Origin of the sequence: Pedobacter vanadiisoli, from assembly GCF_042684385.1 — a bacterium.
Taxonomy (GTDB): Bacteria; Bacteroidota; Bacteroidia; order Sphingobacteriales; family Sphingobacteriaceae; genus Pedobacter; species Pedobacter vanadiisoli.
In genome coordinates this window covers 16,878-38,128 of sequence record NZ_JBHULL010000035.1, presented here as the reverse complement: position 1 = coordinate 38,128, position 21,251 = coordinate 16,878, and the positions used below count along the sequence as shown (strand labels likewise).

The 21,251-nt window shown below is 42.8% G+C and carries 14 protein-coding genes and 1 tRNA gene; 12 read left to right on the top strand and 3 right to left on the bottom strand.

Going from position 1 to position 21,251, the window contains the following annotated elements; genetic code table 11:
• The first annotated feature begins 252 nt into the window (after positions 1–252).
• Positions 253–495 (top strand): cytochrome b5 domain-containing protein, encoded by a 243-nt coding sequence (locus tag ACFSR6_RS18220; protein ID WP_379081502.1) that lies wholly within the window; start codon positions 253–255, stop codon positions 493–495.
• Here ACFSR6_RS18220 and ACFSR6_RS18215 read toward each other — a convergent pair.
• On the bottom strand, positions 482–1,309 hold the full coding sequence (locus ACFSR6_RS18215) for a helix-turn-helix domain-containing protein (protein ID WP_379081499.1): 828 nt from the start codon (positions 1,307–1,309) through the stop codon (positions 482–484). The two genes, ACFSR6_RS18220 and ACFSR6_RS18215, sit on opposite strands and share 14 nt — an antisense overlap.
• A gap of 85 nt (positions 1,310–1,394) precedes the next feature.
• Here ACFSR6_RS18215 and ACFSR6_RS18210 point away from each other — a divergent pair, with 85 nt between their 5' ends.
• From ACFSR6_RS18210 to ACFSR6_RS18200, 3 genes are read left to right on the top strand one after another with little or no spacing between them, the layout of a single operon-like run.
• A complete protein-coding gene (locus ACFSR6_RS18210) occupies positions 1,395–2,732 on the top strand; it encodes a TolC family protein (RefSeq protein ID WP_379081497.1) in 1,338 nt (445 codons plus the stop codon).
• Between the two features lies 1 nt (position 2,733).
• Positions 2,734–3,792: an HlyD family secretion protein gene (locus ACFSR6_RS18205; protein ID WP_379081495.1), complete on the top strand. Its 1,059-nt coding sequence runs from the start codon at positions 2,734–2,736 to the stop codon at positions 3,790–3,792.
• On the top strand, positions 3,785–5,380 hold the full coding sequence (locus ACFSR6_RS18200) for an MFS transporter (RefSeq protein WP_379081492.1): 1,596 nt from the start codon (positions 3,785–3,787) through the stop codon (positions 5,378–5,380). The genes ACFSR6_RS18205 and ACFSR6_RS18200 overlap by 8 nt, the downstream gene beginning before the upstream one ends.
• Positions 5,381–5,490: 110 nt before the next feature.
• Here ACFSR6_RS18200 and ACFSR6_RS18195 read toward each other — a convergent pair whose 3' ends face one another.
• Positions 5,491–6,411: a PfkB family carbohydrate kinase gene (locus ACFSR6_RS18195; RefSeq protein ID WP_379081490.1), complete on the bottom strand. Its 921-nt coding sequence runs from the start codon at positions 6,409–6,411 to the stop codon at positions 5,491–5,493.
• A 142-nt stretch (positions 6,412–6,553) separates the two neighbouring features.
• Here ACFSR6_RS18195 and ACFSR6_RS18190 point away from each other — a divergent pair.
• Positions 6,554–6,627, top strand: a tRNA-Asn gene (locus tag ACFSR6_RS18190).
• Between the two features lie 281 nt (positions 6,628–6,908).
• Here the strand turns inward: ACFSR6_RS18190 and ACFSR6_RS18185 are convergent.
• Complete coding sequence (locus tag ACFSR6_RS18185; RefSeq protein ID WP_379081487.1) at positions 6,909–7,904, bottom strand: LacI family DNA-binding transcriptional regulator; 996 nt, start codon at positions 7,902–7,904, stop codon at positions 6,909–6,911.
• Between the two features lie 152 nt (positions 7,905–8,056).
• On the opposite strand from ACFSR6_RS18185, the gene ACFSR6_RS18180 reads away from it, so the two are divergent.
• From ACFSR6_RS18180 to ACFSR6_RS18150, 7 genes are all read left to right on the top strand, one after another.
• The gene (locus ACFSR6_RS18180) at positions 8,057–10,681 is read left to right on the top strand and encodes a TonB-dependent receptor domain-containing protein (RefSeq protein WP_379081485.1); all 2,625 of its coding nucleotides are present in this window, start codon (positions 8,057–8,059) and stop codon (positions 10,679–10,681) included.
• 77 nt (positions 10,682–10,758) lie between these two features.
• The gene (locus ACFSR6_RS18175; protein WP_379081483.1) at positions 10,759–12,618 is read left to right on the top strand and encodes a glycoside hydrolase 100 family protein; all 1,860 of its coding nucleotides are present in this window, start codon (positions 10,759–10,761) and stop codon (positions 12,616–12,618) included.
• Position 12,619: 1 nt separating this feature from the next.
• On the top strand, positions 12,620–13,942 hold the full coding sequence (locus ACFSR6_RS18170; RefSeq protein WP_379081480.1) for an MFS transporter: 1,323 nt from the start codon (positions 12,620–12,622) through the stop codon (positions 13,940–13,942).
• Positions 13,943–14,463: 521 nt separating this feature from the next.
• Positions 14,464–17,574, top strand: coding sequence for a SusC/RagA family TonB-linked outer membrane protein (locus tag ACFSR6_RS18165; RefSeq protein ID WP_379081478.1), 3,111 nt, complete (start codon positions 14,464–14,466; stop codon positions 17,572–17,574).
• A 15-nt stretch (positions 17,575–17,589) separates the two neighbouring features.
• On the top strand, positions 17,590–18,951 hold the full coding sequence (locus ACFSR6_RS18160; RefSeq protein ID WP_379081475.1) for a RagB/SusD family nutrient uptake outer membrane protein: 1,362 nt from the start codon (positions 17,590–17,592) through the stop codon (positions 18,949–18,951).
• A 10-nt stretch (positions 18,952–18,961) separates the two neighbouring features.
• Positions 18,962–19,891: a cyanophycinase gene (locus tag ACFSR6_RS18155; protein ID WP_379081472.1), complete on the top strand. Its 930-nt coding sequence runs from the start codon at positions 18,962–18,964 to the stop codon at positions 19,889–19,891.
• Between the two features lie 16 nt (positions 19,892–19,907).
• Positions 19,908–21,239, top strand: coding sequence for a DoxX family protein (locus tag ACFSR6_RS18150; RefSeq protein WP_379081470.1), 1,332 nt, complete (start codon positions 19,908–19,910; stop codon positions 21,237–21,239).
• The last annotated feature ends 12 nt before the right edge of the window (positions 21,240–21,251 follow it).

The following is a 21,251-nucleotide window of genomic DNA, read 5'->3' as shown; positions in this document are numbered from 1 at the left end:
GGATAAGATTGAACTTAAATGGAATGAGCCCGGTTGAATACCGGGCACAAGTCTTAAATAATTAATAAGTTTGTCCAACTTTTTGGGGGCAGTCCAGTGCTGCGGGCTCCCACTTCAATCGGGTTTAAGAACAAGGGTTTGTGCACCTACCCAAAATGAAATGCTGCTGCTTTAATCATAATGACACCATGCTTATCATATTTTTTGCCCTACAAACTCCTTTTTGTTTATCTTCAAGGCCAAATAATATCAATGGATTTACCCGTTTATACCAAACAGCAACTGGCCCTAAGGAACGGGCAGGATAAGCCGCAGATTTGGGTGGCTTATAAAGGGCTGATTTACGACATGACCGACAGCAGGCTATGGCGTAACGGTAAACATTATGAACATTGGGCAGGCCAGGATTTAACTGACGAATTGCCTGATGCACCACATACCGAGGCTGTTTTTGAAAAGTTTACTCCAATTGCCATGCTGGTTAAACCAGGTTAATTTTAGTAAGGGTTGATTGTTTTAGCTCCTTAAACTCTGACGGCCTTTTACCTACCATTTTATAAAAAGTATTACTGAAAGAAGAAATGCTGTTATAGCCCACCTGGTATGCCACTTCGCTAATGGTGGCATCGCTTTCCAATAATTTTTCCATCGCCTTAATCATTCTGGCAAGTTTCAGGTACTGGAAAAAAGAAGTATCTAAAGCCGATTGAAACAGTCTTGAGAGCGTACGCTCACTAAAGCCCATGGCCTTGCCCACGCTTTCCAAGCTCATGTTATCGTTGCCTAATCCATCTACAATATACCTTAACACCGGTCTTAAGCGCATGTTTTCAGTGGTTGGCAGCGCAATAGGCAGGGGATGTTCGCTCACCACAGGCAGAATGTTTTTAAGTGTATTTAAAAAATCGTATTCGTGTGTTTTGGGTAAAATATTCCCATTCCAGCGCTCCGAAAAGAGGAACATCTCTAGTAAGAGGTTGTTTACCGGATAAATGCCAATCTGTTTGTAAAATGGACTTTCATCATCTGTAGTGGTATCAAAATAAATATTCCGAACAATGGCAGCATGGTAGCGGTGCTGCAAATGGTGCTCAACCCCAGCGGGGATCCAGACATAATGCCGGGCAGGCAAAAAGTAAGATTTCTCTTTGGTGTAAAGAAAAATAATACCACCCTCTACATAAGTAAGCTGTCCTTTTAAATGCTTATGGTCTTGAAATCGGTCTTCAAACCTGCTATGCCAAACGTACATGGTTTCTGGTTTTTCGTCGATTGCAAATAAAAGATCTTCGTTCTTAACTTTTATCATTTGGCTGGTTTGAATAAATATATGTCAGTTTAGATAAAACAAAGTAACAAATCTGTAGCGAAATTTGCATCATTAATTAACAGATATGATTTTTTTAAAGCATAAAGGGTTGTTTTGGGCGTGCATGCCCTTTCTTTTATTATCAATTTTTGTGCATGCACAAACTTTTCCGGATCAAAGCAATTTTACCATCAACCAGGTTTGGGAAATGGCTGACAGCAATAATAAAAGGATCCAGGTGCAGGACCTAAATGTGCAGGCGGCAGATGCCCACGTAAAAGTGAGTAAAGCAGAACGATTGCCCGAGGTTGCTGCCGATGGGGTTTACGCACATGTTTTGCCTTTGCCTATTTATGAAAATGGATTGTTTCATAGCCCGGGTCAGTTTCCGGTTGCACCTACTTACTATAAAGCCAGTGCTGATGCTTATTTCAATATTTATAATGGCGGGAAAACCAATACTGAAATCAATGCTTCGAAAGTAGAAAGCGAATTGAGCAGGGTACAAAAAGGACAGCACAAACAGGAAATCCATTATGTGGCGGCGGTTTATTTTTACGATGTATTCCGCAATATTTCGTACCGTGGATTATTGGAACAGGATATCCGCGACCGCGAAAAGCAACTGGCTGAAATTAACCAGCTATATAAAAACGGTACGATATTAAAAAGTGATGTGCTGAGGGCCGAATTACGCCTGTCTAAACAACGTATGCTGCTTACCGAAATCGAAAACAGTATCAGGATAGCTAAGCAGAAGTTAAATATTTTAATTGGCAGGGCAGATGATGCACCTTTAAATCCGCAGATTTCGGATCAGGAAACGGATGCAATTGCATTAAAACAGGTTGATGAATATTTTAACGATGCCAAAACATCTTCTTACAAAATCCAGATTTCGGAAAAGGAACAGGCACTCGCGAAATTGAAACTTAAAAATGTAAAATCGAACGTGATGCCTTCTCTGGGTTTCTTCGGTGAATATGCATTTGCCTATCCGCAGATCCAGTTTTATCCTTATGCACTTTCGCTTTACAGTACAGGTATGGTGGGGTTAAAACTTAAGATCCCGATTTCTTCCTGGTATACCAATCAGCACAAAGTGAAAGAAGCAGAACTTAAAGTACATCAGCAGGAAGTAGAAGATGAAGATGTAAAGGATCATATCCGCCAGGAAGTGCAGGAAAATTATATCCGGTATAAAGAATCGGTACAGCGTATCACATTGGCCGAAGAAAACATTAAACAGGCTACAGAAAGTTATCGCATTGTGCAGAATACCTATTTCAATCAGCTATCGCTTTTAACCGATCTGTTGGATGCTGAAACACAATTATTGCAATCGAAATTCGAGCTGACCACCGCAAAGGTGAATGCGAAAATACAATACTATCAATTACAAAAAGCCGTAGGAAACTTATAAAATGAACATACAGAAACAAAGCAAAGCCGATAAAATTATCAGTAGAATTACCACCATAATTGCACTCATCGTGTTGGTGGTATTGGTAATATGGGGTGGGAAAACCCTTTTTGGCTATATGAAATACGAAGAAACCAACGATGCACAGGTAGATGAATATATTAACCCGGTAACAGCAAGGGTGAGCGGTTATATTAAAGCTGTAAAGTTTGAAGAAAACCAGGAAGTGAAAAAGGGCGATACACTGGTGCTGATTGATGATGATGATTATACCGTTCAACAAGATGAGGCTTCGGCTTCTTTGTTAAATGCAAAAGCACAGGTTTCGGTACAACAAAGTAATATTAAAACAGCACAAAGCACCGCTTTGGTTGCCGAGGCTAAAATTGCCGCTGCAAAGGCCAAACTTTGGAAACAGCAAACGGAATATAATCGCTATAAAAAACTGTTCGATGCAGAATCGGCTACCCGGCAACAGTTGGAAACAATTGAAAGCTTATTGCAAGTGGCACAGGCAGAGTACCTGGGGGCCAAAGAAGATTATGCAACAGCTATTTCTAGAACGAATGATATTAAAGCGCAGAGCAGCGTGCTGGAATCTGAAATAAAAAGAAGAGAGGCTGTAGTGAAAAGAAATAACCTGAATACCTCTTACACGGTTATTGTAGCCCCTTATGATGGCAAAATGGGTAGAAGGACCATACAGGTAGGTCAATTGGTTCAAACCGGCCAAACCATCGCCTATTTAGTAGACAGAAGTGCAGGAAAATGGGTGGTAGCTAATTTTAAGGAAACACAGATTGCTAAAATGCATATTGGCGAAAAGGTTGATGTTGAGGTAGATGCTTTCCCCGGGCAATCGTTTAGAGGTGAAATTGAATCGCTATCTGGTGCAACCGGTTCGAGGTTTTCATTGTTGCCACCCGATAATTCGACAGGGAATTTTGTGAAAATTGCGCAACGAATTCCGGTTCGTATCCGTTTAGATAAGCAGGAAAAAGGGATCGATGCATTAAGTGCAGGAATGAGTGCCATTGTTAAAGTGAAAAAAAATGACTGATCAACTGCCTGTATTTAAAGCGAGGGTCCCTGAATGGCTGATCATACTGAGCATTTTTGCAGTGCTTTTATCATCTGTATTGCTTTTTGCATTGTCGACCGCCGATGGTACTGCTGCGGCAGGTTATTACGGGGCAAATGCTTCCGATGTTCAGTTTTCGTTACTGATGTTTTATGCTGCGGTAGCCAGTTTTGCTGTGGTTGAACGGCGTTTTTTTGCCAGGGTAGTTACTAAAGATTATTTATTGATCTGTATTATTTTAGAGGTCCTGATTGCTTATTGGTGTTATCATACGCGCGAAATCTGGCTGATTTTTGCCTTAAGATTTTTGCAGGGCATTGTAAACTGTGGTTTAACCAGTATTTCACTAAACCTGCTTTTCAGCAGGTTAAAGTCGGAACATGCAAAAGAAACAGGTTACACTATTTTTTATGGAATGATTTTGTGTGTATCGCCGGTTACCGCCCTGTTCTCTGTGCCTATAGTAGAGAATTTTGAGTATAATGTGGTGTATAAGGCAATTATATTTTGTTTTTTGCCTAGTGCTGCACTGCTTTTTTGCATCATGAACAGGGTACATGTTTTACGCAAAACACCACTGTACAAAATAGACTGGATGAGTTTTGTACTCTTTGCTACAATGCTGGTCTTAATTGCCTATGTACTTGTTTATGGGCAACAGTACGATTGGCTTGATGATTCGAGTATTCAGCTTTGTATTTTTGCTATCCTGTTTTTGTTTCTGGTTTCTGTAGCGAGGCAAAGCACTTTAAAAAGGCCGGCTGTTGATCTGAGTGTATTTAAATCAAGAAATTTTGCCATCGGCATTGTCTTTTTGGTGATTCTGTATGTAATCCGCGGTGCTTTCAGCCTTACCTCATCCTACTTTATTACTGTTTTGGGAATGGATTCACTCCATGCCAACGAAATCATGATTTTTAATATTGGTGGGGTGGTTACAGGCTCTGTCATTGCAATTCGTTTTCTCATCCGTCAGAAACATTTAAGGGTGCTTTGGGTAACGGGTTTTATATTCCTTTTTGTGTTTTTCTTATGGATGTGCCAGTTATTTGCAACTGAAGCGGGAACCAGGAATTTTTACCTGCCTTTATTTATACAGGGTGTGGGGGCTGGGATGGTGATGTCGCCGATTGTGATGTTTATCATGTCTTCTGTTCCGGAGAAACTGAGTCAATCGGCATCTTCCGTTGGTATTTTTGTTCGTTTTTCTACCTTTAGCCTGAGTTTAGCCTTTATTAATTTCTATCAGTTATATTTTAAAGGAAAACATAATGATGATTTACGGAGTAGCTTGACTTTGCTCGATTTTAACTTGCCGGATAGATTGAAAATGTATCAAGCGGCATTAAGCAATAGGGGAATGCCCAGCGATGAAGCCGGGAAAGCAGCAATTGGTTTATTAAACAAAGCCGTGCAAAAACAGACCTTCCTGCAGTTCTGTGTAAGCTATTACGAGTGGATTGCGGTTCTTTGTCTGTTATCGATTATGCTCATTGCCTTGCAGCCGGTAATTAGCAGAACAGTAATTAACCTCAGGAATAAACAACCCGCAGCTGCCGGGTTTTGATATGGTTGTTTGACGCAAACGTTTTACGAGCGCCGATAAGATGGGTCATGTTGAGCTTGCCGAAATGGCTGGTATAACGCCAACCGACAAGCTCAGAATGACCATTTTTTTTATACTTCTATTGTAAAAGCACTTAAGTTTACAAATTCCTGGATTCTTGCTGCAACTTCCTGTTCAGTTAAATTCAATAATTTTTCAGTTCCAAATTTCTCTACACAGAAAGAAGCGAGGGCTGAGCCGTAAATGATCGCGTTTTTCATGTTATTGAAGTTGATTGTACCCACTTTCGCCAGATAACCGATAAAACCTCCTGCAAAGGTATCGCCAGCTCCTGTAGGATCAAATACTTCTGCCAAAGGTAATGCCGGAGCAGAAAAAATCTGGTCTCCATGGAATAACAGTGCCCCATGTTCGCCCTTTTTAATGATCAGGTATTTCGGCCCCATGGCCAGGATTTTTTTAGCCGCTTTAACCAAAGAGTATTCGCCCGATAGCTGACGTGCTTCCGCATCATTAATGGTTAATACATCAACAAGTTTAATGGTTTCCAGTAAATCATCCATCATAATGTCCATCCAAAAATTCATGGTATCCATTACGATCAGTTTCGGACGATTTTTAAGACGTTTAATCACGGTTTGCTGTACCTGTGGCGTGAGGTTGCCCAACATCAGGTATTCGCAGTCCTGGTAGCTTTCCGGAATAACCGGATCGAAGTTTTCCAGTACATTTAATTCCGTTATTAAGGTGTCGCGGCTATTCATGTCATTATGGTATTTGCCTGACCAGAAAAACGATTTTTCGCCTGCTTTAATCTGTAATCCTTCGGTATCAATACCATGTTTAGTGAAGATATCGATGTCTGATTGATGAAAATCGTCGCCCACTACGGCTACAATTTTTGCTTTATTATAAAAGTAAGAAGCCGCTAAACTTGCGTATGTTGCTGCTCCACCTACAATTTTATCAGTTTTACCGAAAGGGGTTTCAATAGCGTCAAAAGCTACAGTACCTATGATTATCAGACTCATATATATGTATTAATTTTTTTTAAAAATTTTTCACTGCAAATATTGCATAAATAATTTAAAAGCCCTAATATTGCATTCCCAAAACGAACAAGCGGATTTTTGCTGAAAAGCTTAAAGAAACTGTTTTTTTGGATAGCCGGATTCCTTCTTAGCTCAGCCGGTTAGAGCATCTGACTGTTAATCAGAGGGTCGCTGGTTCGAGCCCAGCAGAAGGAGCAAATTTAAAAGCCTTGCAACGTTGTTGTGAGGCTTATTTATTTTATGCTGGGCGAGAAGTTTATCCTGAGCGTAGGTGAAGGGAGCCCAGCAGAAGGAGCAGATTTAAAAGCCTTGCAACGTTGTTGTGAGGCTTATTTATTTTATGCTCGGCGAGAAGTTTATCCTGAACACCGACGAAGGAAGCCAGGCAGAAGGGACAAAAAGCCAACTTTCTAATTGACTTTTTTATAACGGGGCGGGAAAATTATCTTCATATACTGCATATTGTCTGAATGAATTTAAATAGACCCTCCGAAAATCAAAACCGATTCATCAACAATACTCTGCACAAACGGCGTTCCTGCAATACAGGTCATCATACGGCTAAAGGCTAGTTTGCCCAGCTTGAAACCACTGGTTTCTGCATAGGTAATTTCAGGGTAATATAATTGCGGAACAGAGCCATCGCTTATTGCGATGATACCCAGCTCCTCTGGCACTTGAATTTTTAACATTTGTACTCTTTTCATCACGCCGGTAAGTATCTCATCACTCATGCAAAATACGGCGTCGGGTTTGTTCTTCTTTTGAAAAGCCAAATGCAGTTGCTCTGAAGCCTGTGCCGGACTATGGGCATAAACAATTTCAAATTTTTTCCCCCAATTATGTTGTTCCATAAACTCCTTAAAAGCCTGTACTCTTACCTGAGTGATGGACAGGTGCTGATTGCCAAACATCGCCAGTATTTTCTTTTTCTTCTTTTTGATCAGCAGATCGGCGACCAGCCTTGTCGCACCTGTGTCGGCGGTGCAGACTTTGTTGCAGGCCTCGTATGCCGGAACCTTGTCAAAAAATATCGTTGGGATATTTTGCTGATCAAGTTTTAACAATTCACTGATGTCTTCCGTTTCTGAGGTTATGGAAATGAAGATGCCCGAAAGCCTTGCGTTTTTACATTTAATTACATTCTCTAATTCTATTTTCGGGTCTTCTCCGGATTGAAGGATAACCAGTGAGTAACCGAAGCGTCTTGCCTCTTCCTCAATTGAACTGATAAAAGAGTGGTAGAAATAACTGGATATGGAAGGCACAATGATACCAAATTCCTTGCTGTTATTGGTACGCAAGCTTATGGCATGGGCGTTGGGAACATAATCGAGCATACCTGCCAGTTCCTGCACTTTGTTCCGTGTGGCTTCAGATATATCAGGATGGTTTTTTAGTGCCCTGGAAACAGTAGATATGCTAATATTTAGCATGTTAGAGATTTTCTTTAGCGTAACAGATGGCTTCATCACATGAAAATTAGTGCTGTAAATATATGAATTATCAACAACAAACGTTTCCGCAAATGTTTGCGGAAACGTTTGCGCTGAACAGGGGTAAAAAGTAAGGCAAAGTTCAGGGTACGGCCTATAGATTTGTGTCTACCAAATATAAACAAGTCATGAAAAAAGTAATTCTATTCAGCTTGATGCTTTTGTGTGTTTTGTACACTAACGCTCAAGAAACAGCTACGGTAAAGGGAAAAGTTACCGACAAAAGTAATGAGCCATTGGCTGGGGCTACTATACAGTGCCTCACGGTACCGCGTAATACGGCAACTGATGCAAATGGTACATTTATCTTGAGCAACCTTCCTAAAAGTATAATTAAGCTAAGGGTAAGCTACACCGGTTTTGCAGCGATTGAACGTACTATCGACCTCAGTCAGGGCAGCATAGATACCGTAAATGTGGTACTCTCGGGAAGTGATGCGATGGCCCTTACCGAAATTGTGGTAACCGCCGTTAATAATCCGGCAAATAAGTTAGGTACAAGTTTATCGGTGAGCAGTGTAAAACCCGGAGACATCCTAAAAGCAGCTCCGCGTACCACAGCAGAAATTTTTAAATTACTACCGGGCATCCGGGCGGAATCATCGGGTGGAGATGGAAATACCAATATCACTGTTAGGGGCGTTCCCTTGTCGTCAGGTGGTTCAAAATATTTGCAATTGCAAGAGGATGGCCTGCCCGTACTTCAATTCGGTGATATTGCCTTTGCTACAGCAGATATCTTTTTGCGCGCCGATCAGAATATTAATCGTATTGAAGCCATTAGGGGCGGCTCTGCTTCAACACTGGCCAGCAACTCTCCTGCAGGTGTAATCAACTTCATCAGTAAAAACGGAAATGTGGAGGGCGGAAGCCTATCTACATCAGTAGGACTGGATTACCAGAATTTCAGGACTGATTTTGATTACGGCGCCCCGATAGGAAATGGCTTTAGCTTCCATGTTGGTGGTTTTTTCAGACAGGGTGAGGGACCACGTACAGCAGGCTTCCAGGCAAACAATGGCGGGCAGTTTAAAGCCAACCTAACCAAGCAGTTTGCCAATGGTTATGCAAGAGTCTATTTTAAGTTTTTAGACGACCGTGCAGCAGCTTACCTTCCTATGCCGGTATCGGTTTCCGGAACCAATGGCAATCCCAGCTATTCTTCATTGCCAGAATTTGATATCAGGCGTGGGGCATTGCAAACCCCCTATCTTTTGCAAACGCAGGGTTTAGGCTCAAATGGTGCGCCGTATGTAAGCGATGTGCGTAATGGTATGCATCCCGTTTCAAAATCAATAGGCGCCGAGCTGCAGTTTGATCTGGGCAGTGGCTGGACAGTGGAAGACCGGGGCCGGGCATCATTCAATACCGGTCAGTTCATTGCGCCGTTTCCTGCATCAGCAGGTACGTTGAGCAGCATGCTTACGCAAATTGGAGCGGCTACCGGAAGAAACCTCACAGGAGCAACGGTAACTAATGCTATAACCGGGCAAGCTTATGCAGGTGATGCGATGCTCATACACATCTTCGATGCGAAACTCAATAACTTCAATAACTTTGTGAATGATTTTAAGCTGAAGAAAAAGTTCGATCTACTCTCCCTAAGTGCGGGTTACTATAAATCTAGCCAAAATATCAATATGGACTGGGTATTTAATTCTTATCTTACTACGTTGCAAGGAAAAAATTCGCAGCCCCTCAACATCACTAGTGCAGGCAATGTGCCGCAGAGTACGAATGGTCTTTTTGCCTATGGCGTTCCGGCATGGGGAAACCTGCACCGTAATTATAACGTGACTTATGATATTTCAGCGCCATACCTTGGAATTGGAGTAGATGTTAACGAAAAAATAAATATTGACGGCAGTATCAGGTATGATATCGGCCAGGTGAGAGGTAACTATTCCGGGAATGTTCAGCGAAGCTTTGATGTAAACAATGATGGTAGTATCGGAGCAAATGAGCAGAGTGTATCGGCTATCAATTATGCTGCCGCTAAACCGGTTAATTATAACTATGATTATGTTTCTTACTCTTTGGGTATCAATTATATGATGAATGCTTCGTCGGCAGTTTTTGCACGCTATAGCTCTGGTGCTTCAGCACAGGCAGATCGTATCCTGTTTACTCCAAGCGTATTTGCCGAGGGAGATGTAGCCACAAAGTTTAACCGCATTAACCAGGCTGAACTTGGGCTGAAGTATAAATACAACAAAGGAGGACTGTTCCTTACCGGTTTCTATGCCCATACAAACGAAGCTGGTGAATACGAAGTGACCACGCAACGGATTATACAGAACAGCTATCGCGCTTACGGCCTGGAACTGGAAGGAGTAGCGAATATTAATAGCTTTTTTGACCTGCGCGGTAACGTTACCTATACGCATGCCCGTATCATTGCCGGGGCATTCAAAGGTAACAAACCACGTCGTCAGGCCGATGTGATCTACAGTTTAACGCCCACATTCAATGTGAAGAAGTTTTCGTTTGGTGCAAGTATTTTAGGTACAACCAGCTCTTACAGCCAGGATGTAAATTCACTTAAGTTGCCTGCTTACGCATATGTAAATCCATTTGTGTTATACCAGGTTAACAAACGCTGGTCTGCGGCTGTAAATGCCAATAACGTATTCAATGCCTTAGGCTTTACCGAAGCAGAAGAAGGCTCCATTACCGATAATCAAAACAATATTGTACGTGCACGTTCTATTACAGGTAGAACGGTGTCAGGAACGGTATCATTTAGTTTCTAAATACAAAAGCTGATTGTCATTTCGTGGTGGCAATCAGCTTGTTTTTTCTGAAAAACTCATAATTTACATCACTTTATATGGAGAACAAGCACTTATATGAAAAAGCTGTCGGGGTTGTTAGTGGCGCTGTTCAAAATGGGGTGTTGCTCGCTTCGGCCGAGGCAAAGGATAACTATTCGCATGTTTGGGCCAGGGATAGCGTCGTTACCGGGTTAGGCATTTTGAGCAACGGATTGTCTGATCTTTACAGCGTTTTTTTAAAATCACTAAAAGTTTTGCAGCAGGCGGCGAGCGGATCTGGTCAAATACCATCTAATGTTGCCATCAATCAGCAGGGAGAAATCATCAAGATTAGTTTTGGCGGAACTGCCGGACGGACCGATGCCAGCTTTTGGTGGCTTATTGGCAGTATCAGTTACCTGCAACATCAGCAAGACCAGGATTTCTATCAAGTTGTAAAGGAACAGGCAAAGCTCATATTTGAGTTGGCAGATCATTGGGAGTTCAATGGCAAACACCTTATGTATGTGCCAATGAGCAGCAATTGGGCCGATGAGTACATCACTCATGGCTATGTGCTCTACGATCAGCTATTAAGATATTGGGCATTGAGCTTGGCCGGAAGTTTTTTTAACGAGGCAATCTACACGGAAAAAGCCGCCTTTGTAAAATCTGCCATCAAACGGCATTACCTGTTTGAGCAGCCTTTGGATAATAGTTTATATACGGTAGCACAACAGAAAACGCTGGCTACCTATCGGCTGGAAAACAATTTTATTGCTTCCTTTTCGCCTGGCGATCGGGTGGAACGTTATGATGGCTGGAGCATAGGTTTGTTATTATTGTTGAATATCCCATCTGCTGAAAGCCGGCAAAAATTGGCAGTTAAGTTAGAGCAGACACTTTCGCATTACGGCCATATCGGAATACCAGCATTCTGGCCTGAAATAGAAAACACTGATCCGTCTTATGCGCAGTTACTGAACAACTACAGTTTCAATTTTAAGAACAGGCCCGGCCATTTTCATAATGGAGGTATCTGGCCGGTAGTGAACGGTTTTATTGCGGCAGGTTTGGTGGTGGCAGGTTTCACCGATCTGGCCAAAAAGCTTCGGAATAGCATAGTTACCTGCCTGTCGTCATCCGAACAGGAACGGCCCTTTTCTGAGTATTACGATATACGGGCAGGTAAAGCCGGTGGGGTGAAAAATCTTTGCTTTAGTGCCTTGGGTTATTTGTTGGCAGATGTCTCAGTTAATCATCCTGAAATGCTGCATAAACTGTTACCCGCTTTGGTCAATCAGCATATTTACGCCCATCAAGCATTTAAAATGTGTGCAAGTCGCATACTTAAGGGGCTGCCCATTCCCAAAGATGGCGTGCTGGTGGTCAGTATAGCCGGCGAATCGGGCTGTGGAAAAACAACGCTTAGTTCAGCTTTAAAAGAAGTGCTGCAAAACCAAGGCTATGAAACAGTGCTCCTGCATCAAGACGATTATTTCAGGTTACCACCACGCAAAAACCACGAAGAACGGTTGCGTAATTTTGATCATATCGGTTATACTGAAGTAGATGCAGAAAAATTAAATCAGGATATTATTACCCTTCGCAGGGGGCAGGCCAGCCAGATTGAAGTTCCCTATATGAACTGGTTTACCGACGAATTGGAACATCAAGAATTACCCCTTCACAATTTACGTGTCGTTATTGTAGAGGGAACCTACACGTCCATGTTAAGCGAGGTCGACTATCGTATTTTCATCAATACCAGCTACCAGCAAACCCATGAGAACCGGCTGGAGCGAAGTCGTGAAGCCATTGATGATTTTACTGAAAAAGTATTGCAGAAGGAGAGTGTGCTTATCCAGGCACATGCAAACCTGGCAGACATTATCATAAACAAAAAGTTAGAAATTTTAAGTACAACACCCCATTGATATGCGTCACCTAAAAATAAAACTTTCCTTCTGGCAGATCATTAACATGAACTTCGGTTTCCTGGGGCTGCAATACAGTTTTGGTTTACAACAGGCCAATATGAGCCCTATTTATTCGTATTTGGGTGCTGAAGAAAAGAATTTGCCCTATCTATGGCTTGCAGGGCCTATAACTGGTCTTATACTTCAACCTATTGTGGGGGCAATGAGCGACAAAACCGTTACCCGTTGGGGAAGGCGCACGCCTTACTTTTTGGTAGGCGCTATATTTTGCAGCTTATGCCTTTTTGTTATGCCATTCAGCAGCTCAGTGTGGATGGCGGCCAGCATACTTTGGATCTTGGATGCAGCCAATAACATTACCCAGGAGCCATATCGGGCATTTGTCAGTGATAAATTGCCAGAGGAGCAGCACTCTGCCGGATTCCTGACCCAAAGTGCTTTTACCGGTTTGGGGCAAACCTTATCTTATCTGACGCCAACATTGCTGATCACCCTGGGTGTAAATAAGTATGCCGTAAACGCGCACCATATACCCATGACAACCATTATAGCTTTTATGGTGGGGGCCGTAATTTCCATTGGTTCGATCTTGTGGACACTCAAGACCACAAAGGAAAATCCGTTAACAGTTGAAGATCATAAAGCATTAGCTGATGCGAAAAATAGCCTAAAATCAATTTTCACCGATATTTACGTCGCATGTAAAAACATGCCTGCCGCAATGAAGCAAATGATCCCCATGATGTTTCTGAGCTGGTATGCCATGTTCATTTACTGGATATACATTGCCAAATGCCTAACGCATACAGTATACAATCCGGCTGACCCGACCGCCTTCAGACAATCTGATATATTAACAGGACAGATGGGTGCATACTATAATTTCGTTGCATTTTCCTCGGCATTTCTGCTTGTTAAGCTGGGCAGGCGTTGGGGGGCCAAGGTGGTACACGGCGGTTGCTTGTTTCTGGCAGGGCTGGGTTTGTTTACTTTGCCCTATTTTCATAGTCCCTACCTGGTTTTTATCCCCATAACCGGTTTGGGTTTGTGCTGGGCGAGTATGATGGGTAACCCTTATGTGATACTGGCAGGCAGCATCCCGGCAGAAAGGAGCGGAATATATATGGGTATCTTTAACATGTTTATCGTGGTACCCATGCTCCTGCAAAACGTTACGATGCCCCTGTATTACGAAACATGGCTTGGTGCTAATCCTGTAAATGCGATTATACTGGCCGGATTGCTACTGATGTTGTCGTCAGTTTCGACACTGTTAATTACGCGCAAAAACAGTGGGCGAAGAACTTACCCTCAACTGTAAATGTATGCAGTTTCAATCTTCTGGAAGCCTTAAGCATGGGAAGTAGATAACCGCCTTACAATATATTGTAAGGCGGTTTGGTTTTTAGCGTAGCCATCATCTTATTTCCTCAAATTCAATAAAATAGCCCTTGTAACATTATTAATAGTTAGTCTATAGATTTTGTAGATTAAATATTTATCAATATGTTTGCGCTGATCATGAATGCAACAGTAACACCCCAAATCTCCTCTACCTCTGATATTAATCTTAAACGCTCTGTTTTAAATATCTATTTTCATGGGAACATGTGCTGTTGTTGATTTTGATTTTTACCAAAGGCTGTAGACGAAACCTATGGCTACCTTAAAACCCGACCACCAATTCCTCCTTAAATATGTGTTAAAATTATTGCCAAAAAAGAACCGGCAAGGAAGCCTCGCCGGTTATCACGGAATATCAGTTCTGTAACGCCAATCACGCACTGATATCCATTCAGCTTTATCCAATGAATTGAATCATTAACATAAAACCCGTTAAATATGGAAATATTTCTCCATAAGAAAAAAACATTCTTATTGGCCAGCTTCGTTTTGCTCCTCACTGTGCTGGCCGTACCCCTTAAAATTTTTGCCCAGGTAGAGCCGCCGCCACTGATTAATTCCAAGTTGGCAGGTACAGTAATTGATTCTTTGACCAAACAGCCATTACCAGGTGTTGTAGTCAGAATTAAAGGTGTTACCCACGTGGTTTCGACTGATGGGGATGGAAAATTTGTTTTTGTAACCGGCCAAAAATTGCCCTATACCTTAATCTTAAGTTCAGTTGGTTATGAAACCAAAGAAATTGTGGTGGGTACAAGTCCTGTTACTATCCGCTTAAAAGAAGTAAACAGCCAGCTAAATGATGTAGTGGTGGTGGGTTACGGTACACAGACGAGAAAATCGTTAACCGGTTCGGTTTCTACCATTGCGGTAGATGAAGTAAGGGCCAAGCCAACCGCCACTTTTGCCGAACAATTGCAGGGAAAAGCACCGGGGCTGCAGGTAAGTACTTCTACAGGTGTTCCGGGCGATGGGATGTTTATCCGGATCCGGGGTACAACTTCAATCAACGCCAGCAACGATCCGCTGTATGTAATTGATGGTGTTTATGTAAATAGCGGATCGTTGCAAAAAATTACTACCCAGGGACAGGCAAATAACCCATTATCCGATATCAGTCCGGATGATATTGAAAGTGTAACCGTTTTAAAAGATGCCGATGCCACAGCCATTTATGGTGCACGCGCAGCCAATGGGGTAATCGTAATTACCACCAAACGCGGTAAATACAATACGGCACCAAAAGTAAGTTTAAGTGCTTATGTAGGAGTGGCAAAAGCACCAAAATTGTGGGATCTGGTAACCGGTCCGCAACACGCTGAACTGATCAACGAATTTTACCGCAATTCAAACGCCGATGCCATTGCCATTGCTGCTGCAAATGGAACACCGCTAGTTACTACCTATCGGTTTCAGCCATTTAGGGCATTAACCGATAATCCTACTGCTTCGCCAGCGCCACGTGGTTTGCCACAGGATCAAAATACTTACGACCGTTTAAGTAAAGCTTTCCGCACCGGACTTTTGCAGAACTATGATATTTCTGTTTCGGGCGGTAACGATAAAACGACTTATTATATCGGTGGTGGCTTGAATAAACAGGAAGCAACCCTTAAAACAAACGATTTTAGAAGGGGAAGTTTTAAACTGAACCTCGATCAGAAAATTAACGATTATGTAAAAATTGGAACCAGTAATATCCTTACCCAAACTTACCGCACCAATGCACGTGTAGGGGATGGGCCACAAGGAGGTATTTTACAATCAGCCTTGCACACGCCAACTTATCTGCCAGAGTTTAATGCCGATGGAACTCCAGGCAAGTGGGCAGGTTTTGATAATCTTGATGTTTTGTTGAACAATACCAATATGAACAGCACCAGTAACCGGCTGATCAGCAATTTGTATGGTGAAGTAAGTATTACCAAAGATTTAACCTTTAAGACCAGCTGGAGTGTTGATTATAACCAATACAAGGAGTTTCAGTATTGGAACAGCTTAACTAACCTGGGTATTGCGAACAAAAACCTCGGTACTTCGAGTGAAAGCAATAACACCATCTGGACCAACGAACAAACATTAAATTATAACCATGTTACCGGCAAACATACTTTTGGGGCTTTGATCGGTAATTCGTTACAGGGGTCGATTTCTAACCAGACGCTGGCGCAGGGAACCAATTTTCCGAACGATTCTTTTCAGCAGATTGCCTCAGCAGCTAATACCACTTCATCAGCATCAGAAACGCAATACAGGCTATCTTCATTTTTCGCCCGTTTAAATTACAACTATGGCGGCAAATATTATGTGGTTTTCAGTATACGCGCCGATGGCTCTTCGCGTTTTGGTGCCAACCACCAATGGGGATATTTCCCTTCAGCAGGTTTGGCATGGCGTGTTAAACAAGAAAATTTCTTAAAGGATGTTGCCGTAATTTCCGATTTAAAACTCCGCGGAAGTATCGGGGTAACCGGAAACCAGAATGGTATTAACGATTTTGCCTCGCGGGGTTTATGGGGTGCAGGTGCCAACTACCAGAACAATCCGGGTACGTCGCCTTCGCAATTGGCCAATCCCGATCTGAAATGGGAGAGCACCCGCCAGGCCAATATTGGTTTTGATGTAAATTTCTTTAAAGACCGGTTGACTTTAAGTGGTGATATTTATGATAAATACACCAGTAACCTGCTGCTTAATTTGCCGCTGGCTTCGAGTAAGGGATTTTCTTCTATCCTTACCAATGCCGGTGAAATGAGCAATAAAGGATTGGAGCTGAACATTAGCAGTGTTAACCTCGATGGTGCATTTAAGTGGAGTACCAATTTTAATATTTCGCGCAATATCAATAAAATCGAAAAGCTGCCTACCCCGGTAGTTGCCGCTTACGCTGCCGAGCGCATGGTACAGGGTTTATCGATGTACACTTTCTTTGTATATAACCAGCTTTATGTTGATCCACAGACTGGAAATGCAGTATACGAAGATGCCGACCATAATGGAGTAATCAACGCAAATGATATTGTTCCGGTTGGGAATGCATTACCGAAATTTAATGGTGGTTTAACCAATAACCTCAGCTATAAAGGGTTCGATTTATCGGTGTTCTTCAATTTTGTTTATGGCAACAAGGTTTACAACAATAATAACTATTTTCTTGAAGGTGGCGGTACCCGCGATGCCAACAGGGCAATGGATATATATCAGTTAGATCGCTGGCAGAAACCGGGCGATATTACCAATATGCCAAGGTTAACTGCTTACGGACAGAATTATACTTTAAGCCCAACCAGCCGCAACATTGAAGATGGGTCTTTCCTTCGCCTCAGCAATGTAACCCTGGGTTATAACCTGCCAAAAGATTTTATCAAAAAAGCAAGGATGAATTCTGTAAGGATATACGCCAGTGGATCAAACCTTTGGTTATGGACTAAATACAAAGGGCCTGATCCGGAGATCAATGTGTCTTCGTCGGCTACTGTATTGGGCTACGATTTGGGTACGCCGCCCGTGCCACGTACTTTCCAGATAGGTGCAAACATTACTTTTTAAACCGAATAATCAATCATGAAAAAAGTTATATATATACTCGCAGTCATATTCCTGTTTTCTTCCTGCAAAAAGTTTCTGGAAGTACAGCCCCAGTTGCAGGTAGACCAGGACCAGGCCATCATTAATGCCGGTACGGCAGCCACTGCAGCAAATGGTTTATTTAACCTGCTAGCTGCCAATGGTTATTATGGCTCAAATTTTCCGGCACTTTCCTATTTATCTGCCGGTGATATCCAATGGTCGGGCTCGCAGGCAGATCCTAACGAGATTACCAAACACCTTACTTCTGCTACCAATGGTTATGTGCAGTCGGCATGGACGGCCATTTACAAAACCATATCACAGGCCAATTATATTATCGATAAGGTACCAACCGTTAGTGATCCGCTGCTTACTACGGCGCTAAAGAACCAATACCTTGGCGAAGCTTATTTCGTACGCGCATTGGCTTATTTCGATCTGGCACGTGGCTGGGGCGGTGTACAGCTGATTTTAAAACCGACCAATAACTCTTCAGATAACAGTAATATTCCACGCAGCAGCCTAGCCGATACCTATGTACAGGTATTGAAAGATTTAAACTCGGCAGAAACGTTGGTACCAGCAGCAGTAAATCGTAACCGGGTAAGTTTGCGTACGGTGCAGGCGCTTAAAGCCAGGTTTTACCTCTACCAGAAAAACTGGGCACTGGCCGAGCAATTTGCTACGTTGGTAATTAACGATAATGGAAATTACTCTCTTGTGGCTCCCTACAGTGCATTTTTTGCTAATAATGCCGTTGCTACTAATGAATCGGTACTCGAACTGGCTTACACCACCTCGAATACCAACGGACACAGTAACTGGTGGTTGCCACCGGCTTTGGGCGGGCGCAGGGAGTGGTCGCCTAACGACGCGCTGGTTGCTTTGTTGAATAATCCGGCTATTGGCGGTAACCGGAATAGCCTGATCGCGCAAACGGCACCTCCGGGCAATTTATGGTACGGCAAGTTGTATTACCGCAATCCGTTGGGTACCGATCCTGCTTATGTCATCCGCATTGCCGAATTATACCTTATCCGTTCAGAAGCCAGAGCGCAACAGGGCAACCTGGTAGGCACTAACAGTGCACAAACCGATTTAAATGCAGTACGTAGCCGTGCAGGACTTAGCGCAACTACCGCCGCTACTTTGAGTGATATTTTATTGGCACTCGAAAAAGAACGCCAGGTAGAATTTCCATTCGAAGCCGATCGCTGGTTTAACCTGGTGCGCACAGACCGTGCACAGGCTGTACTGGCCCTCCCTGATAAACACCTTTATCTTTTTCCGATTCCTTATAACGAAACTTTGGTTGATCCGCAATTGGCAGGACCAAACCGTAACCCTGGTTATTAAAAAATTGATCATGAAAAAACTAAGCATTTTTCTTTTGGCCTTAACTGCGTTTGGTTATCCGGCCTTTGCCCAACCCTCGCCAATTACTGTTAAGAAATCTGATACCAGGCATGGTCCCGAAAAAGGCAGCCTGTTGATCATTGGTGGTAATGTAGGTTCGCAGCGCGATATCTGGGAGAAGTTTACCGAACTGGCCGGTGGTAAAGATAAGGCCGTATTGGTGGTGGTAACTACTGCATCGGGCGATTCGGCAGCTTACGATAAAAAAGGCGTTGAAGAGGTGAAACGTCAAACAGGGATCAAAAATGTAAGTCTTTTCCATACCAGTGATTTTAAGGAAGCCAATAGCGAGAAGTTTATTGCCCCTTTAAAAAATGCAACTGCCGTTTATTTTGAAGGTGGCCGCCAATGGCGTATTGCCGATTCTTACCTCAATACCCTTACCCATCAGGCATTTATCGATCTGCTCAACAGGGGTGGTGTAATTGCAGGTAGCTCGGCTGGCGCAAGTATTATGGGCTCTTTTTTGTGGCGTGGTGATACCAAAGGCGCACAGATCCTGGTTGGCGACCATACCCAGGGATTGGGTTTTCTTAAAAATTCGGCAATTGATCAGCATCTACTGGTGCGAAACCGCCAGTTCGACCTGGTCGATTTTATTCGTAAAGCACCCGATTTAATTGGTATTGGCCTGAATGAAGCTACAGCCGTTCTGGTACAGCGCGATACGCTGCAAGTGCTCGGACATTCTTTAGTGGCCATTTACGATTATAATACCATTACGAACAATGGCGAAAAACATGTGGTGAATGGCCGTGAAGATTTTACCGCTGCAAACGGGCCGTTTTTCTTCCTTGCTGCTGGGCAGAAATATGACCTGGCTAAAAGGCAGGTGATTAAAGAACCGCGTAAGCCAGCGGCTACCGCTTCCAATCGATAACCTTAAAAATAAATCAATGAGTAAAACGAATACATCATCGCCACCGCTATGGACGGACCGGGAAAAGCAGATATTCAGGTTCTTTTTCCTCTTTTTTATCCTTCAGGCCGCTCCTTTAAGTGTCGATTTTTTTAAAGTTGTTTTTAGCTTTAATTGGCTGCATATCAGCTACGGCGATATTTTTAACCTTACACGCTTATCTGCAAAATTTCTGCCGGGGGCCGATAGTTTCGTGAACTGGATCATTGTTGCAGGAATTGCCATAATCGGCGCAATAGGCTGGGGCAGAACGAAATATAAGGAAGTCGATTACAACCAGCTTTATTACTGGTTAAGGGTGGTGGTACGTTACCGCCTGGCCATTGGTATTATCGGGTACGGATTTATCAAGTTTTTTCCTTTGCAGGCACCTTTTCCTTCCATCAGTAATTTAAATACCAGTTATGGCGATTTTACCGACTGGAAAATATTCTCGATGAGTTTGGGCATTGTACCTGCCTACGAATCATTTTTAGGCGCAATAGAAATCCTTGCAGGCATGTTATTGTTCTTCCGCAAAACAGCCACCATTGGTGCAGCAATTATCCTGGTATTTACCGGAAACGTGTTTATCTCCAACCTGGCTTATGAAGGTGGTGAGTTTGTGTATGCCACTTACCTGATCACTTTTGCATTGTTCGTATTGTGGTTTGATGCACAACGGATTTATAAACTCGTTTCGCTAGAGCAGCCAACCGCACCTAATCGTTTTAAACCGCATTTCGCGGGCAAAACCAAAACCCTGCGCTGGGTACTTAAAACATTGGTGGTTTTCTTTTTTGTTTTCTTTTATGGCTTTAAAACCTATTCGGGTTTTCATCAAGATCCTTACCAGTTTCCGCGTACCAAAGGTTTAAGCAAAGCTGCCGGGATTTACAATGTGAGCGAGTTCAAAATTAATGGTCGCACATTGCCCTATGCTGCCGCTGATTCAGTACGTTGGAAAGATGTGGTGTTCGAGAAATGGGCCACCATCAGTGTGCGCTCGGACCGGGAGGTCGTTGTTGATTCGGCAAATTATGAGCAGGTATTTAAAAATGATAAAGACCGTGATTATGAACTGGCCGGAACCGCCGGAAGGCATTATTACAGCTATACTGTCGATTCAGTGAACCATGTACTGCTATTGGATAACAAGAACCCCCATTACAGAGGAGAACAGCTGCGGTTAAATTATAGCCGCCCTGACAGTGCCACGATAATCCTGAAAGGTACCGATCAGCACCACAATTCAATTGATGTGGTACTGAACAAAATCGATAAAAAATATCCATTAAAGCTTAGCCGCCGCAAAGCACTTAAACTATAAAAAAGCTTAATG